Here is a 15,142-nt window from a genome sequence, read left to right as displayed (position 1 = left end):
TAGACTATTTTCATGCATTCTCCGCTCGGCGTCCTCGCCGTCGACCTCGGCAAGTCCCGTTGCCGGGTCGTGCGGGACACCGGAGACCGCGTCGAGCGCGACGGGATCGGTGCGCCCGGTCTGGCCGCTGCCGGCGGCGTCTCCGCCGCCCGCGACGCCATCCTTCCGCTGCTGTCCGACCTCGATCTCTCTTCGGTCGCGGCGATCGGCGTCGGAGCGGCAGGCGCCTGGACCGCACCGGTCGCAGCATCCGAACTCGCACGTCTCCTCGCGGCCGAGACCGGCCTCGCCACGGTCGTGACCTCCGACGTCGTCACCGCCCACATCGGCGCACTCGGTGGCCGAGAGGGTGTCCTGCTCATCGCCGGCACCGGGGCGGCCGCGCTCGGCGTCGATGCCGACGGCGCGCGGCTCATCGACGGCTGGGGCCCGGAACTCGGCGATTTCGGCAGCGGATCCTGGCTCGGCCGTGAAGCGCTGCGTGCCGTGATGCGCGTATCGGAAGGGCTCACCGCAGACACGGCTCTGACCGAGGTGCTCACCGGCCCCGTCGGCACCGCGGCCGATATCGGCGGATGGCTCGCGCAGGACGGATCGCTGCCCCGTCGTCTCGCGACGCTGGCGCCGTTCGTGCTCGATGCCGCAGAGACCGGCGACCCCACCGCCGCAGCGATCGCCGCGGAAGCCGTGCGCCTGCTCACCGCCACGGCCGTCGGCGCCTCGACCCGCACGAGCGAGGTCGCCCTGCACGGCGGTCTCACCGATCACGCGTGGTTCCGCACAGCGCTGGAGGCGTCGCTGCGCACCGCGCACCGGCGCGTGGTCAGCGCCCATGGCGACGCCCTCGACGGCGCACTGCTGCTCGCGCGCCGTCACGATCTCCCCCACGAAAGGTTCGCGCACCGTGCCGATTGACGACAGCCGACTGTTCGCCCTGCTCGCCGAGCTCTCCGGCCTCGACACCGAGGCCTCCACGACCGAGCGCGGCGACCTCGACCTGCTCGACACCGCCGAGCTCGTCCGCAGGATGAACCGCGAAGACGCGCTCGTCCCCGAAGCCGTCGGCGCGCGCACCGCGGAGATCGCCGCAGCGGTCGACGGCATCACGGAGCGGTTCCGACGCGGCGGCCGTCTCATCTACATCGGCGCGGGCACCGCGGGGCGCATCGGCGTGCTCGATGCGAGCGAATGCCCGCCGACGTTCGGCACCGACCCGTCGATGGTCGTCGGCCTCATCGCGGGCGGCGAGACCGCGATCCGCTCCGCCGTGGAGAACGCGGAGGACGACGACGAGGCGGCGGCCGCCTCGCTGCGCGCGCTGCACCTCAGCGAGCAGGACACCGTCGTCGGGATCTCGGCGTCGGGGCGCACGCCCTACGTGGTCGGCGGACTCCGCTTCGCCGCCGGGGTCGGCGCGCTCACGGTCGCCATCGCCTCCAACGCCGACTCCGCGATCGGCGCCGCGGCCGACATCGCGATAGAGGTCGTCACCGGACCGGAGTTCATCTCCGGATCCACCCGACTGAAGTCGGGAACCGCGCAGAAGCTCGTCGTGAACATGCTCACCACGTTGTCGATGATCAAGCTCGGCAAGACGTATCGCGGAGTCATGGTCGACCTGCTCGCCACCAACGAGAAGCTGCACGCGCGGTCGATCCGCACGGTGTCACAGCTCGCGGGGGTCGACGTCGACGATGCGTCGGTCGCCCTCGCGGCGGCGGACGGCTCGGTGAAGCTCGCCCTGCTGACGCTCGCGACCGGCGTCACGCCGCAGGTCGCGGCATCCGCTCTCGACGACGCCGGCGGCATCCTGCGCGATGCGATCGCCGAACTCGTCTGACGCGTCCGGCTCGCGCGCTCGCGGGAGTCAGTGCCCGCAGGTGCAGGCGGCGCCTCCGCCGCAGCATCCTCCCGCATCCGCCGCGCCGTGCGCCTGTGACGACTCGGGCACGTCCATCGCCGGGTTCTGGTCGAGGAAGCCGTACGGCTTGAACCAGAAGCCCGCGTAGTCGACCGGCATGATCGGCCAGTCCTCCGGGCGGGGGAAGTGCGTGAGGCCGAACGTGTGCCACAGCACGATGTCCTCGCCGTCGAGGGAGCGGTCGCCGGCCGAGTACTCCGGTAGTCCCGCACCGCCCTGATGAGCGTTGGGGTAGCGACCCGCCGGCCAGATCTGCCCCGGCTCGTGCTGCGTGGCCCAGAGGTGCTTCGTGGCGAAGGCGGCGCGTGCGGCGACCGACGACGCCGGGTCGGCCATGAGCAGCGCGGTCGGCTCGGGGACGAGGTGGTACGCCGTCGGTCGTCCGACGCGGTTCGTCCGCGAGGCGCTCTGCACCTCCCAGACCCGGGCGACCGAGGTGTCGGCCTCGCGCTGCGCGGCGTGCTCGGTGGTGAGCGGCGTCTCCGACCAGGAGAAGGCGTTGCCGAACGGGTTGTCCGGCCCCATCGGCACCCGCTGGGCGTCGACCTCGACGAGCCGGTTGTCCTCGCCGTCGATCGCGACGTCGAGGCGTGCGCAGAAGAGGTGCTGATGCACGGGCGCGAAGACCCCGGGAGCGAGCTCGGTCGCGTGCCTCTGCCGCACCCCCGGCTCACCTGCGGCCGAGAACACGATTCCGGTGGCCTTGGCGACGACCTCGATCGAGCCGTCCAGGTAGAAGTGCCAGTAGAAGCCGTAGTCGTAGTTGCCGATGGTCGAGAAATACGACACGACGAAGCGGCGGGAGCGGCGCACGTCCGCGCGCCCGGCGAGATCGGTGTGCTTCCAGAGGATGCCGTAGTCCTCCTCGTGCATGCAGATCACGTTGGGGATGCGCACCGGGTTGCCGTGGTCGTCGGCGACGTAGCCGTCGAGGTAGCGGATGACGCCGAGGCAATCGCAGCCGAGCTCGAGGTGGTTGGCGTTCTTGCCGAGCAGGTACTCGCCGGCGTCGAAGTAGCTGATCCAGAACCGCCCCGGAGCCGTGTCGCCGTAGGGGACGACCATCTCGGGCACGCTGGCGCGGCTGAGCACCGAGCGTCCGCCGAAGGAGACGTCGTGCAGCACGAGGCCTTCGCGGGCGTTGAAGTCCACGCGCATCGACCACCCCTCCCAGTCGACCTGGGAGCCCGAGACGGTGAAGCTCGGCCCCTCCGGCTGCGAGATCTCGATCGGCTTGAGGGTGGTGCGCGCCGCGCCCTGCACCTCGGGGTAGTAGTTGCCGTGGCCGGCGGGCACGGGGACATCGCCGTGGTCCTCGACGCGGATGACGCTGTGCGCGGTGAGGTCGATGTGCACGATGAGGCCTTCGACCGGGTGCGCCCAGGGGGAGTCGGCCTCGTCGTACTTCAGGAACGTGAGAGAGCGGATGACGCGGCGGCCGACCTCGTCGGCACGGCCGGTGTAGCCCGGGGCGAGCGGGCCGCAGAATGCGAGCGCCATGTGCTCCGCGAGCCCGCGGCGCGTCATCGCCGCCTGCCACTCGGGGGAGGCCTTGGCGATGGCCTCGGCCCGCTCGTACTCCTCGAACAGGTACTGGGGCTGTCCGTAGGGCGGGGCGTCGTTGGGCACGCGCGCGGTGCGGACGACCTCGCCGCGCGTGATCGAGACGATGGCCTCGGTCGCGACGCCCGTGGCCGTGTCGAGGAGGGTCACGTCGACGCGACGGTCGATGGGCGACCCGGGCCGCCAGGCGGCGCGCTCGTCCTTCGTCGGCTCATCGGGCAGCAGCATCGGCACGCGCGTGGTCTCGCTCAGGAGCCCGGCGCCCTCCAGCACCGCGCGGGCGGCGGCGATCTCCTCGCCGGTCAGCGGGTCGAGGGGGTGCGGCACGGCGATCTTCTCGAGGGACACGGACTGCGGGTGATGGGACATCGTCGACCTCACTATTTTCGAGCGACTGCTCAATAAACGGGTTGGCACGATGGTACGACGGAATCGCGACCGTGCACAAGAGTCGTCGGTGCGCTCGGATCGCGGGTCGGCTCAGGCGCGCCAGGGCGCGAGGACGCCGTCGAGCACGGCGAGGTGAGCGGCCGCCGTCTGCGGCTCGGTGACCTCGACGACCTGCTGGCCGTAGGTGACCGAGCGCAGCAGCGTCATCACCGCCTCCCGCGGGGTGTCGGAGCGCAGCTCTCCGTCGTCCACGGCCTCGTCGAGCGCGGAGCGGATGCTGCCCTGCCAGGTGGCGAGAGTCGGGGTCCCGGCATCCGGCGTCGACGCCAGTGTCGCGAGTCGCCCCCAGAACCCGACCACCACGTGCGCCTCGGTCCGGGTGCGCTCGTCGACCGGAAGCACCTCGCGCATCAGCGCCTGGAGCCGCGAGAGACCTCGCCGTCCCGCGGTGGCTTCCGCGATCCGCTCGTCGGTGCGGCGCGTGACCTCCGCGGCGGCGGCGCGGACGACGTCGTCGAATCCGTCGAAGTAGTGCCAGAGCGACCCCGTCGCGATGCCGAGCTCCTTCGCCACCGCTCGGGATGACACGCTGTCGTGCCCGTCGCGGGCGGCGACCGTGAGCAGCGCCTCGGCGATCTGCCGGCGGCGCTCATCATGGTCGACGATGCGGGGCACCTGCTCATCTTGTCGCATGACCGAGGGCTGTAGCGATATTGAGCGATTGATCAATATACTGCGGCTGTGGACCACCTTCTGCCGGCAGCGCCGTGGCTGATGGCCGTTGCGGCGATCGTCTCGGCCGCTGCGTGCGCGGCCGCGTGGCGAGCCGTGCCGTGGCAGGGCCGGCAGACGGCGCTCATCATGGCGGTCGTGATGCTGATCGTCGCCGCAGGCGATGGCGATCCGCTGGTCGGGCTCGTCCTCGGGGGAGTGCTGCTCGTCTCGGCGATGCTCGGCACGGTGGGCGTGCGGGGAACGCCGGCTGCGGCCACCTGCTGCCATCGCGCCCTCGTGTCGCTGGTGATGGCGATCTGCGCGTTCGAGAGCGCCTCGTCCGGTCCGGCCGTCGCATCCTCCGGGCAGGGGCACGGCCACGGCCTCTCCGGCATCCTGTCGGTCCTCGTGGTCGTCGGAGTCGTCTGCGTGGTGCTGTGGACCATCGTGGCGGAATGGGTTCTCGAGCCGGTGCATCACGGCCGCACCGCTCGTCTGCTGACCGTCGAGGCCTGGGCCATGGCGGCGGGTGTCGCGGTGATGTGCCTGGGGTTCTGACCCGCGGGGCGGTGTCGCCGTCGCGGCGGTCCGGTAGCGTGGCCGGATGCCTGTCGCCCTGATCACCGGTGCCGCGCGCGCCAACAGCATCGCCGCCGGAATCGTCCCTCGCCTGCGCTCCGCCGGGTGGACCGTCGTCACCAGCGACCTGCGTGACGCCGATCACCCGGCCGATCTCTCCGCGCCGGAGGCGCCCGAGGCGCTGATCGCCGAGGTGAACGCCGCCCACGGACCGATCTCGGCACTCATCCTCAGCCACGCGCACGACGTCGAATCCGGCATCCTCGACACGACCGCCGAGAGCTTCGACCTGCACGTCGCCGTGAATGCGAGGGCGAGCCTGCTGCTCATCGCGGCGTTCGCCCGCCAGATCGGCGACGACGGCGGCGCGATCGTGGCGCTCACGAGCGACCATGTCACCGGGAACCTGCCGTACGGAGCCTCGAAGGGCGCCCTCGACCGGCTCGTCATCTCGGCAGCCCGTGAGCTCGGACCGCGCGGCATCTCGGCGAACGCGCTGAACCCCGGCCCGATCGACACCGGGTGGATGGACGACGCCACGCGCACGCAGCTGCGCGAGATGACACCGCTCGGCCGACTCGGTCGTCCGGCCGACGTGGCCGCCGTCGTGGAGTTCCTGGTGTCGGACGAGGGACGCTGGATCTCGGGGCAGCTCCTGAAGTCGGACGGGGCGTTCGGCGCGGACTTCTGACCGGGCGCGGACTTCTGGTCGGGCGCGGGGTTCCCTGATCAGATGCGGGCGGCGGGGCGCACGAACGCCCAGGCGGCGATCGCTGCGGCGGCGGCCGCGACGACCATCGTGACGGCCATCGTCACGGCGTTCGTCCCCCCGATCCCGGCTGCGAGCGGCGCGACGACCGGCCCGAAGAGGAACGTCGCCATGCCGAGCAGAGCGGATGCCGTTCCCGCCCGCGCGCGATGATGCGCGAGGGCGAGGGTCTGACCGTTCGGGCCGCCGATCCCCGAGCACAGCATGAACCCCACCAGCGCCGCGACGACGCCGACGACCCCGGTGCCGCTGAGCGCGAGCAGGAGGAAGGTCGTCGTCGCGATCAGCGTCGCGGTGATCCCGCCGAGGTAGACGTTCAGCGGGCCCCAGCGGCGCACGACGAGACGGCTCGCCTGGCTGCCCGCGATGCTGGCCAGGGCGCCGCCCGCGAAGGCGAGGCTGAACGTCTGCGGAGTCAGGCCGAACTCGTCCTGCAGCACGAACGACGACATCGACAGGTAGGTGAAGAACGCGACGCCGCCGCCCGCCGCGGCGATGAGCACCGAGAGGAAGAGCCGGTCTCGCACGACGGCTCCCGCATGTCCGCGCAGGGCGCGCAGCCCGCCGCCGTGCCGCTCCTCGACGGGGAGCGTCTCGGGCAGCGCGAAGACGACCACGAGCAGCAGGACGACTCCGACGGCGCCGAGCACCCAGAAGATCCCGCGCCAGTCCATGATCCGCGCGAGCTGACCGCCGACGACCGGTGCGATGATCGGCGCCGTTCCGGAGACGAGGAACAGCAGCGACAGCATGCGCGACAGCTCGACGCCCTCGAACTGGTCGCGGGCGATCGCCAGGCAGATCACGATCCCCGCCGATCCGGCGAGTCCCTGGAGGAAGCGGGCGAGCAGCAGCAGCTCGATGGTCGGGGCGATCGCGCACAGCGCCGACAGCACGGCGAACGCCGCGACTCCGACCATCAGCGGCAGGCGACGGCCGAAGCGATCGCTCAGCGGCCCGGCGATCAGCTGCCCGAGTCCCAGTCCGATCATGCACGCCGACATCGTCACCTGGCCGAGCGCCTCCGTCGTCCCGAGAGACGCCGCCAGCTGCGGCAGCTGCGGCAGGTACAGGTCCATCGACAGCGGGCCGAAGGCCTCCAGCATCCCCAGCACGAGCATCGCGTGCAGCGTGCTCATCCGGGGGCGGTGCGGCTGCTCCGGCGCGGACATGCTCATTCGACGAGGCGGAGCGTGCGGCGCAGCCAGCTCTCGCGGGCGGCATTGGCGGCCTTCGAGACCTCGGCGTCGGGGGAGAACCCGGCGAAGCCGTGGTACCCGCCGGCCCAGACGTGCAGCTCGGCCTGGCCGCCCGTCGCCCAGATGCGTGCGGCGTACTCGACGGCCTCGTCGCGGAACGTCTCCGCGGCGCCGACCTCGATGAACGCGGGTGCGAGACCCGACAGGTCGGTCGCCCGTGCTGGGGCCGTGTACGGCGAGACCGCGTCGCTGAACCGGTCGGCGCCGGCGATCGCGTTCCAGGCGGTGTCGTTGTTGTTGCGGTCCCACGCCCCGAAGCCGTCGTACTGCCGCGCCGACACGGTCTCGTTGCGATCGTCGAGCATGGGGCACCCGAGCAGCTGTCCCGCGAGCGCAGGACCCCCGCGGTCGCGCGAGAGCAGCGCGACGGCCGCCGACAGCCCGCCGCCGGCGCTCATGCCCGACGCGATGATCCGATCCGGGTCGATGGCGAGCTCGTCGGCGTGCGCCGCCATCCATTCCAGCGCGGCGTAGCAGTCCTCGGCCTGGGCCGGTCCGGGATGCTCGGGCGCCAGGCGGTACTCGACGGCGACGCCGACCGCACCGTGGCGCTCGGCGAGGTCGATGAGCTCACCCGTGCCGAAGAAGCGCGTCCCCAGCACCATCCCGCCGCCGTGGATCGAGAGCACCGCGGGTGCCGGCCCGGACGCGGCGCGGGCGGGACGGACGATCGTGATCTCCAGATCCGGTGCGCCCTCGGGGCCGGGGATCACCCGGTCCTCCCACGAGACCGCCCGTCCCTGGGCCTGCACGGAGATCGGCGGGATGATCGTGGCGAAGTGGTCGCGGTTGGCGTGCAGGGTGTCGGCGCGGAGCGGAATGACCTCGACGAGGCTCACGAACGCGTCGAGGCCGGCCACGAGCTCGGGGTCGTAGGGGACGGGCGCGGTCGCGGTCATCGTGCGGCGCTCCAGACGCGTCGCAGCCAGGAGGCGCGTGCAGCGAGCGCGGCGCGCGAGATCTCGGCATCCGGCATGTACATGTCGAAGCCGTGCGCACCTCCGCCCCAGACGTGCAGCTCCGCTTGTCCGCCCGTCGCCCAGATCCGCCGCGCGTAGTCGGTGTCCTCGTCGCGGAACATCTCCGCTTCGCCGACCTCGATGTAGGCCGGGGGCAATCCGGACAGGTCAGCGGCGCGGGTGGGAGCAGCGTACGCCGGTGCGTCGTCGCGGAAGGCGAGGTCGTCGCCGAGCACGCACGACCAGGCGAGCAGATTCATCTCGCGCTGCCAGGTTCCGATGCCGTCGTACTGCCGGCTCGAGACCGTCGTGTTCGTGTTGTCGATCATGGGGCAGAGCAGCAGCTGTCCGGCCATCACCGGTCCTCGCCGGTCGCGGGCGAGGAGCGCGACCGCGGCGGTGAGGCCACCGCCCGCGCTGCCGCCGCCGACGATGATCCGGTCCTGGTCGACGCCGAGCTCCGCCGCGTTCTCGTGCACCCAGACGAAGCCGGCGTAGCAGTCCTCGACGCCCGCGGGGAACGGATGCTCCGGAGCCAGACGGTATTCGATGTTGACGGCGACCACCCGGTGCTCCGCGACGATGTCGACGACGCGACCGGTCTCCCACGTACGGTGGCCGACGATCATGCCGCCGCCGTGGATGTTGACGAAGGCGGGAAGGATCTCGTCGGAGCTGCCGCGGGGTCGGAACACGGTGATCTCGATGTCCGGGGAGCCGACCGGGCCGGGGATGCCGCGATCCTCCCACTCGATGTCGCGACCTGCGATCACCGTGTCGTTGTCGGGGAACATGCGCTCGGTGCCTTCGCGGGGAAGGGTCGCGCGCGTCAGAGGGGGCTGCGGATTCCGCGCGAGCTCGTCGAGCACGGCCCGCACCTCGGGATCGAAGGGGACGGGCGCGAGGGCAGGGCGGCCGGTGGCGGTGGTGACGGTCATGGGTTCTCCTTCGGACGGCATCAGGGGCCTTCGGGTGAGACCACGTCACGGTCGGCCCAGAAGGGTGCGACGAGGCGACGCAGCTCGGCGGCGCCCACCCGGTCGACGAGGTCGGCCGCGTCGAGGTTCGCCCGCAGCTGCGCGATGCTCGAGGCGCCGAAGAGCGTGGTGGTCAGCGCCGGATGGGTCAGCGTGAAGGCGAGTCCCAGCTGCGCCGGCGTGGTGTGGAGAGACGTCGCGAGGGCGGTGAGGGCGGGCACGTCGTCGATGATCCGCTCGCGGATGTCACCGGGATCGCGGCCGATCTGCCTGCCGCCGTCGACCCTGCCCGCCAGCACGCCGCCTTCCAGGCAGTCCGACGCCTGCAGGGTCAGCCCCTGTTCCCACAATCGGGCGAAGGGCTCGCCGTCGGGGATCGAGCGCCGCGACACGCTGTACTTCAGCTGTGCGATCTGCGGACCGGCGACCCCTTCGTCCGCGGCGATGTCGATCAGGCTCTGGATGCTCGCGGCCGACCAGTTGTTCACACCCCAGGTGCGGATGAGTCCGGCATCCGTCAGCTGCGCGAGATCGAGGACGAGGTCGCGCAGCTCGAGGTCGTCGCGGCGCAGGTCGCCGAGCACGACGAGATCGGCGTGCTCGGCGCCGACCCGCATCAGCGCATTCTCCAGCTGGGGGCGGAAGCCGTCGGCGTCGAAGGCCTCGAGCCACAGCTTCGACGAGAGCAGCCACTCCTCGCGGCGCAGGCCGGCGGCTCGCACCATGCCGGCGAAGATGACGTCGGTGAACACGGGCGGCATCTCGGGCGTCGAGTACACGCCGACGTCGAAGAGGTTCACGCCGCGGTCCACCGCCTCGCGCAGCATCGCGGTCGCGTCGGCGAAGTCCATCCGGTCGTAGGTGTGCCAGGAGCCGAGCGAGAACAGCGAGGCGCTGATCCCGCTGCGACCGATCTCGCGGCGGGGGAGGGGGGTGGTCATGGTGTGCCTCACAGTCTCGGGTCGATGACGGCCTTGACCTCATCGAGGTGGTGCATCTGCGCGATCTTGGACGACGCCTCGGCGAGGCCGACGGGGGCGCTGAAGAGGTCGTCCCACGGGTACCGGTCGGCGAATGCCGTGAAGAAGTCGATCGCGCGGGCGTAGTCGGAGATGTCTCCGTTGAGCGAGCCGACCATCGTGAGCTCTTTGCCCATGATCGCGCTGAGGGCGAATCCGTCCCCGGCGGGTCCGGTCGATCCGACGATCACGACGGTGCCGCGCTGGGCGGCCATGCCGATGGCATCCGGGCCGACGCTCGGCGCGCCCGCGAAGTCGAAGACGTGATCGGCGCCGTGGCCACCGGTCAGCTCCCTCACCTGCTCCACGACGGGGCCGTCGCGGAAGTCGACAACGGCATCCGCCCCGAATCGCGCGGCGAGGTCGAGTCGTGCGGCGGGTGCGCCCACGGTGATCACCTGTCCGGCGCCTGCGATCTTCGCGACCGCGGTCGCGAAGATGCCCAGGGCTCCCGCGCCCTGCACGACGACCTTCGAGCCGGGCCGGATGCGTCCGGCGCGCTCGAACGAGCGCAGCACCGTCTTGGCGGCGCATCCCGCCATCGATGCCCAGGTGTCCTTGACGGATGCCGGGAGCAGGAGCTTGGCCGCCCCGGGGGTGACGTACGCGTACTCCGAGAGCCCTGCGGTCGCGAAGGGGTGCACGTCGGCGCGCTGCAGGAAGCCGTAGCCGCGGCGGGAGCAGGCCACGGGTTCCCGCAGCACCACGCAGCCGTGGCATTCGCCGCAGGTCGACTCCGACCAGCCGATGCGATCGCCGGCGGAGAGCGGGCGGCCGAGGGCATCCCGGGTGTCCGGCCCGGTCGCCACGATCTCGCCGACCATCTCGTGGCCGAGCACCATCGGGAGCATGCCGGGGAAGGTCATCCGTCCCTCCCAGATCTCGATGTCGGTGCCGCACAGCGTGGTGCAGGCGATGCGCACGAGGGCGGCACCGGGTTCGATCTCGGCGGGAAGGGGAAGGTCCTGCAGGGTGAGCGCCGCGTTGTGCGCGGTGAGCACGGCGGCGCGCGTCGTGGTGGGGAGCGTCGGGGCGGGGAGTGTCATCGTGTCCTCTCAGACCAGGAGCTGTCCGCCGTCGACGGCGACGGAGACTCCGGTGATGTGGCTGGCGGCGTCGCTCGCGAGGAAGAGCACGAGCGGCGTGACCTGATCGACGTCGGCGATCGCGCCGAGCGGGATGCGCGACTCCCAGGCGGCGCGGGCCTGGGGGTCGGAGGCGAAGCCCGCGGTGAGGGGCGTGAGCACGGGGCCGGGGGCGACGGCGTTCACCCGGACACCGGCCGAGGCGAGCTCGATCGCGGCGGTGCGGGTGAGAGCGTCGACGGCGGCCTTTGTCGCCTCGTAGTGGCCGAGACCGGGAGTGGGCTGCCGGGCGCCGATCGACGAGATGTTCACGATCGAGCCGCGGCCGGCGTCGGCGAGGAGGGCGCCGAACACCCGGAGCATGAGGAACGTCCCGCGCACGTTGACCCGCAGCGCCGCGTCGACGACATCGACCGGGACCTCCTGCAGCGTGCCGCCGCCGGCGACGATCCCGGCGTTGTTCACCAGCACGTCGAGTCCGCCCGCGTCCGTGATGTGCTCGGCGGCGGCGAGGACGGATGCTTCGTCGCCGATGTCGAGCGCCAGGGCGGTGGCCCCGATCTCGGCGGCGACGGCGGCTGCGGCATCCGCGTTCACGTCGCCGATGACGACGTCGGCGCCGGCCGCGCGGAAGGCTGCGGCGATGGCTCGACCGAGCCCGGAGGCGCCTCCGGTGACCAGGACGCGGCGGGGTGATTCGGTCATGTTCGTCCTCACTGACGGTGTTGCGGCGGGGTGATTCCGTTATATTCTACAAGCATAGAAAAACACAAGCCCGGTCTTCCGAATCCGCGAGGAGCTTCCATGCCCGAATCGACATATCCGCGCAAGCCCCTGCATGCCGGAGGGGAGCCCGTGCCCGCACTGGCGCTCGGATCGTGGAACACGTGGGACCGGATGACGCCGGAGGAGGCGGTCGCGGTGATCCGCCGTGCCGTCGACCTGGATGCCGGGTTCTTCGACGTCGCGTACTACAACATGGGTCCGCACGCCGAGAACTCGAAGACCGACATCCTGTTCGGCCAGGCCTTGCGCGCGAGTGGCGTCGACCGCGCCGACGTCGTGCTCTGCGGCAAGCTCTGGCTCTGGGACTGGCCGAATCAGGGGTTCCGCGCGCAGCTGCTCGAGTCGCTCGAGCGCGCCGGACTCGACCGCTTCGACACGCTCGTCGTCGGCGACTACCTCCATGCTCCCGACATGCCGCGCCTCGTCTCCGACGTGAACGCGCTGATCGCCGACGGGCTCGTCGGGTCGTGGGGCATCAACAACTGGCGCATCGAGCAGACGCGCGACGCGATCGCCGAAGCCGAGCGGCGAGGGCTGGCGGGTCCGGTCTTCGCGCAGCTGAAGTACGGCATCGCGCGGCGATCGATGGCCGAGGGTGACGCCTACGGACCGCTGTTCGCCGAGGGTGCGCTCACGCTTCAGGCGTCGGACGTGTTCGAGGGCGGCATCCTCGCCACAGGTCGTATGCCCGACCGCAAGATCGGCGCCGATGTCGGCGGCATCCGCGAACAGATCGCGGCGATCTACCCCGACGTCGAACGGATCGCGCGCGAGTTCGGGGTCACGCCGGCTGCGCTCGGCATCGCCTTCTGCCTGACGAATCCCGCGACGGCGAACGTCCTGTTCGGCGCGTCACGCCTCGAGCAGCTGGAGCAGAACCACGCGGCGCTGGCGCTCGCACGCGATCGCGGCGACGAGGTGCGCGCCGCACTGGCCGGATGCTGGGTCGACCGCGAGGTGCGGTCGGACGGGGTGTGGTGACGGGGGCTGCAGTCCCCTTCGCGTCAGTGCACGCCGCCGAACTCGATCAGGGAGACGCCGACCGCGATGAGCGCGACACCGATGGCCATCATGACGGAGAAGTGGTCCTTGAAGATCAGGCGGCCGAGCACCGCCGTCACCGCGACGCCGGCGGCGGCCCAGATGCCGTACGCGACCCCGACCGGCATCCCCAGGGCGAGGATGGTGCCGAGCAGCGTGAAAGCGGCGAGGTAGCCGACGACGATCACGGGGATCCAGCGCTTCCGTCGTAGTCCCTCCGACGCGCGCAGGCTCAGAGTCGCGGTGACCTCGCTCGCGATCGCGAGGGCGAGCAGCAGCCAGGTCACGACGCGGCCTCGGCCGGCTTGCGCTGGTGCGAACCGAGTTCGACCAGCAGCACCCCGACCACGATCACGCCGACCCCGACGATCTGCACAGGTCCGAGCGTCTCCCCGAAGAGTGCGGTGCCGAGGACGGCGGTGAGCACCACGCCGATCGCCGACCAGATCCCATAGGCCACGCCCACCGGCATGCCGCGATCCAGCACGATCGACAGCAGCCACAGCGATCCGCTGTATCCGACGACGACGAGGATGAGCCAGAGGGGATGGGTGAACCCCTCGGCTGCACGCAGGGCGAGAGTGGCCGAGACCTCGAGGGCGATGGCGACCAGCAGCGGCGGCCAGGCCGACGGGCGGGGGCGGTCTGACATCAGGACCTTTCGTGACGGGATCACTGGGGAGAACCCTCGGGATGGTGATTCGATTCCTCGTTCTTCGAGGGTAGTGCGGCGTCCGCGAGTGGACCGATATACTTCGAACAGACTTTCGAATGTCGGGTGGTTCGCGGGTAAACTGGGGGCATGTCGAAGCTCCCTGGTCTGGTCGAGGCGGTCGCCCGCCTCGGGGACGTGTGGGCGGATGCCGGAGATGCGACGGGGTTGTCGCGGGAGCAGTTGATCGCGGTGAATGACGCGATCGGTGTGCTGCGGCGCCGGTTGGACGCGGCGCATGCGGATGTCGCGGCGCGGATCGCTCATGAGTCCCGGGCTGAGCTCGGGTCGGGGAGTCTGGCGAAGGAGTACGGGTACCGGACCGCGGGGAAACTGTTGGCGGCGACGGGTGGGATCTCCACCGGGGATGCGTCCCGCCTGGTGAAGGTGGGGGAGGCGACCGCTCCCCAGACGGACCTGGTCGGGGCGAGGCTCCCGGCCCGGTATGAGTTGTTGCGGGAAGCGCTCGCGTCGGGGGCGTTGAGTATCGCCGCGGCGGGGTTGATCATCGCCCTGTTGGATCGGTGCCGGGTGGTGGCCGGGGTGGGGCGGATCGGATTGGCGGAAGAGATCCTCGCGGAGCGGTGCGCGGGGCTGGGGTTGGATGATGTCCGGAAGTTGATCGCCCGGGCGGAGGCGTGGTTGGATCCGGATGGGGTGCAGCCGAAGGATGAGGAGCGCCGGGCGAAGCGGTCGTGCACGATCGTCGAACGCGACGGCATGGTCCATCTGAACGCGGTGTTGGATGCCGAGACCGCCGCCCCGGTGGTCACCGCGATGCGGGGATACGTGTCGGCGGCGTTCGCCGCCCGCAAGGATGCCCCGAACCCGAACCCGAACCCGGACGCGGCGGATGCGAACCGGCGCACGGTGCCGATGCTGCACGCGGATGCGCTCGCGATGTTCTGTGCGCACGTGCTCGGATGCGAATCTCGGGTGCCGCTCGCCGGGGCGACGGTCATCGTCCGGTTGACGTTGGATGACCTGCAGGCCGGGTCCGGGTCGGCGACGATCGATGGGATGGATCATCCGGTGAACATCGGGGCCGCGAGACGGATGGCTGCCGCGGGTGGAGTCATCCCGTGGGTGTGTGGGGGAAGAGCGAAGTCTTGGATTGGGGGAGGGAGAAACGGTTGTTCACGCGAGCCCAACGCCTCGCCCTCGCGGAACGTGATGGTGGGTGTGCGATGTGCGGGCTGCCACCGGGGATGACGAAAGCACACCACATCAAATGGTGGACGAGGGATCGCGGACCCACCGACCTGTCCAACGGGGTGCTGCTGTGTGAGACGTGCCACCACCGGATCCATGACCGGGATGTCGTGAGGAACGGGTTCCACCGGGATGCGATGTACCGGTCGATGGTGT

The 15,142-nt window shown here is 71.1% G+C and carries 17 protein-coding genes; 7 read left to right on the top strand and 10 right to left on the bottom strand.

Going from position 1 to position 15,142, the window contains the following annotated elements:
• Positions 1–12 precede the first annotated feature (12 nt).
• Both DW306_RS09085 and murQ read left to right on the top strand, forming a co-directional pair.
• The gene (locus DW306_RS09085) at positions 13–915 is read left to right on the top strand and encodes a BadF/BadG/BcrA/BcrD ATPase family protein (protein ID WP_136055278.1); all 903 of its coding nucleotides are present in this window, start codon (positions 13–15) and stop codon (positions 913–915) included.
• Entirely contained in the window at positions 905–1,840 is a 936-nt protein-coding gene (gene murQ, locus DW306_RS09080; RefSeq protein WP_136055277.1) for an N-acetylmuramic acid 6-phosphate etherase, read from the top strand. The genes DW306_RS09085 and murQ overlap by 11 nt, the downstream gene beginning before the upstream one ends.
• A gap of 27 nt (positions 1,841–1,867) precedes the next feature.
• Here the strand turns inward: murQ and DW306_RS09075 are convergent, their stop codons facing one another.
• Both DW306_RS09075 and DW306_RS09070 read right to left on the bottom strand, forming a co-directional pair.
• Positions 1,868–3,832 (bottom strand): primary-amine oxidase, encoded by a 1,965-nt coding sequence (locus tag DW306_RS09075; protein WP_240747129.1) that lies wholly within the window; start codon positions 3,830–3,832, stop codon positions 1,868–1,870.
• Positions 3,833–3,964: 132 nt separating this feature from the next.
• Positions 3,965–4,567, bottom strand: a complete 603-nt coding sequence (locus DW306_RS09070) for a TetR/AcrR family transcriptional regulator (protein ID WP_240747128.1) — start codon at positions 4,565–4,567, stop codon at positions 3,965–3,967.
• A gap of 48 nt (positions 4,568–4,615) precedes the next feature.
• Between DW306_RS09070 and DW306_RS09065 the strand changes: the two genes are divergently transcribed.
• Positions 4,616–5,146 carry a hypothetical protein gene (locus DW306_RS09065; protein WP_136055276.1) on the top strand — a complete coding sequence of 177 codons (531 nt, stop codon included), beginning with the start codon at positions 4,616–4,618 and terminating at the stop codon, positions 5,144–5,146.
• Positions 5,147–5,192: 46 nt separating this feature from the next.
• Positions 5,193–5,858 carry an SDR family oxidoreductase gene (locus DW306_RS09060; protein WP_136055275.1) on the top strand — a complete coding sequence of 222 codons (666 nt, stop codon included), beginning with the start codon at positions 5,193–5,195 and terminating at the stop codon, positions 5,856–5,858.
• Positions 5,859–5,896: 38 nt separating this feature from the next.
• Here the strand turns inward: DW306_RS09060 and DW306_RS09055 are convergent, their stop codons facing one another.
• The 6 genes from DW306_RS09055 to DW306_RS09030 are packed head-to-tail and all read right to left on the bottom strand — an operon-like array spanning position 5,897 to position 11,940.
• A complete protein-coding gene (locus tag DW306_RS09055) occupies positions 5,897–7,114 on the bottom strand; it encodes a multidrug effflux MFS transporter (RefSeq protein ID WP_240747127.1) in 1,218 nt (405 codons plus the stop codon).
• Positions 7,111–8,094: an alpha/beta hydrolase gene (locus DW306_RS09050; RefSeq protein WP_136055274.1), complete on the bottom strand. Its 984-nt coding sequence runs from the start codon at positions 8,092–8,094 to the stop codon at positions 7,111–7,113. Before DW306_RS09050 ends, DW306_RS09055 begins: the two co-directional genes overlap by 4 nt.
• Entirely contained in the window at positions 8,091–9,092 is a 1,002-nt protein-coding gene (locus tag DW306_RS09045) for an alpha/beta hydrolase (protein ID WP_136055273.1), read from the bottom strand. The genes DW306_RS09050 and DW306_RS09045 overlap by 4 nt, the downstream gene beginning before the upstream one ends.
• Positions 9,093–9,112: 20 nt before the next feature.
• The gene (locus DW306_RS09040; RefSeq protein ID WP_136055272.1) at positions 9,113–10,072 is read right to left on the bottom strand and encodes an aldo/keto reductase; all 960 of its coding nucleotides are present in this window, start codon (positions 10,070–10,072) and stop codon (positions 9,113–9,115) included.
• Positions 10,073–10,080: 8 nt separating this feature from the next.
• Positions 10,081–11,196, bottom strand: coding sequence for a zinc-binding dehydrogenase (locus DW306_RS09035; protein ID WP_136055271.1), 1,116 nt, complete (start codon positions 11,194–11,196; stop codon positions 10,081–10,083).
• Between the two features lie 9 nt (positions 11,197–11,205).
• Entirely contained in the window at positions 11,206–11,940 is a 735-nt protein-coding gene (locus DW306_RS09030; RefSeq protein ID WP_136055270.1) for an SDR family oxidoreductase, read from the bottom strand.
• Between the two features lie 99 nt (positions 11,941–12,039).
• Here DW306_RS09030 and DW306_RS09025 point away from each other — a divergent pair, with 99 nt between their 5' ends.
• Positions 12,040–13,002 carry an aldo/keto reductase gene (locus DW306_RS09025; RefSeq protein WP_136055269.1) on the top strand — a complete coding sequence of 321 codons (963 nt, stop codon included), beginning with the start codon at positions 12,040–12,042 and terminating at the stop codon, positions 13,000–13,002.
• A gap of 23 nt (positions 13,003–13,025) precedes the next feature.
• On the opposite strand, the gene DW306_RS09020 is transcribed toward DW306_RS09025, so the two are convergent.
• Both DW306_RS09020 and DW306_RS09015 read right to left on the bottom strand, forming a co-directional pair.
• Positions 13,026–13,349 (bottom strand): SMR family transporter, encoded by a 324-nt coding sequence (locus DW306_RS09020; RefSeq protein WP_136055268.1) that lies wholly within the window; start codon positions 13,347–13,349, stop codon positions 13,026–13,028.
• Positions 13,346–13,714 carry a multidrug efflux SMR transporter gene (locus DW306_RS09015; protein ID WP_136055267.1) on the bottom strand — a complete coding sequence of 123 codons (369 nt, stop codon included), beginning with the start codon at positions 13,712–13,714 and terminating at the stop codon, positions 13,346–13,348. The genes DW306_RS09020 and DW306_RS09015 overlap by 4 nt, the downstream gene beginning before the upstream one ends.
• Before the next feature lie 198 nt (positions 13,715–13,912).
• Between DW306_RS09015 and DW306_RS09010 the strand changes: the two genes are divergently transcribed.
• Entirely contained in the window at positions 13,913–14,986 is a 1,074-nt protein-coding gene (locus tag DW306_RS09010) for a DUF222 domain-containing protein (RefSeq protein ID WP_240747126.1), read from the top strand.
• Positions 14,962–15,142 (top strand): HNH endonuclease (locus tag DW306_RS21600; protein ID WP_342670847.1); only part of this gene is annotated, 181 nt, incomplete at its 3' end. The genes DW306_RS09010 and DW306_RS21600, both read left to right, overlap by 25 nt.

The sequence above is a fragment of the Microbacterium sp. K24 genome (assembly GCF_004794465.1).
GTDB lineage: Bacteria > Actinomycetota > Actinomycetes > Actinomycetales > Microbacteriaceae > Microbacterium.
This window is presented reverse-complemented; position numbering and strand designations above follow the sequence as displayed.